Source organism: Streptomyces sp. CO7 (genome assembly GCF_053474865.1).
The window spans coordinates 1,184,742-1,185,171 of record NZ_JBRIOU010000004.1; positions in this window are offsets into that span (position 1 = coordinate 1,184,742).

The following is a 430-nucleotide window of genomic DNA, read 5'->3' on the forward strand; positions in this document are numbered from 1 at the left end:
GCACCCGCACTGACCTGCCCGGCGGCCCCGGAAGCCTCCCCTCCCCGCAGGTCCGGCACCCGCCCCGGGGAACCCCGGCGACCGCACCCGCCGCCGGCCACGGCACGCGGTGGTGCGCCCCCGGCGGCGGAATCCCCGCACCACCGGCGCCGGGACGGGCGCGGGGCTGCCGGGGTTGCTGATGCGTAGTCGGAACCGGGTCGTTTTGTCGACACTGCGGCCCTGCATCGGACGCAGCGCATCACCGCGGAACGTCGAGAGCCCGCCTGCCGGCCGGTCCGAGCGCGACTCGCACCGGGCGCGCTCCTCCGGCCCCGGAAGCGGGGGCTCCCCGGTGGCCTCGGCCTGCGGCGGGGGTTCCGGTTGGCTCCGGGACGACGCGGACCGTCTCGTCGACACGATCGTCCCCGATCACATACTGCCCGCCCAC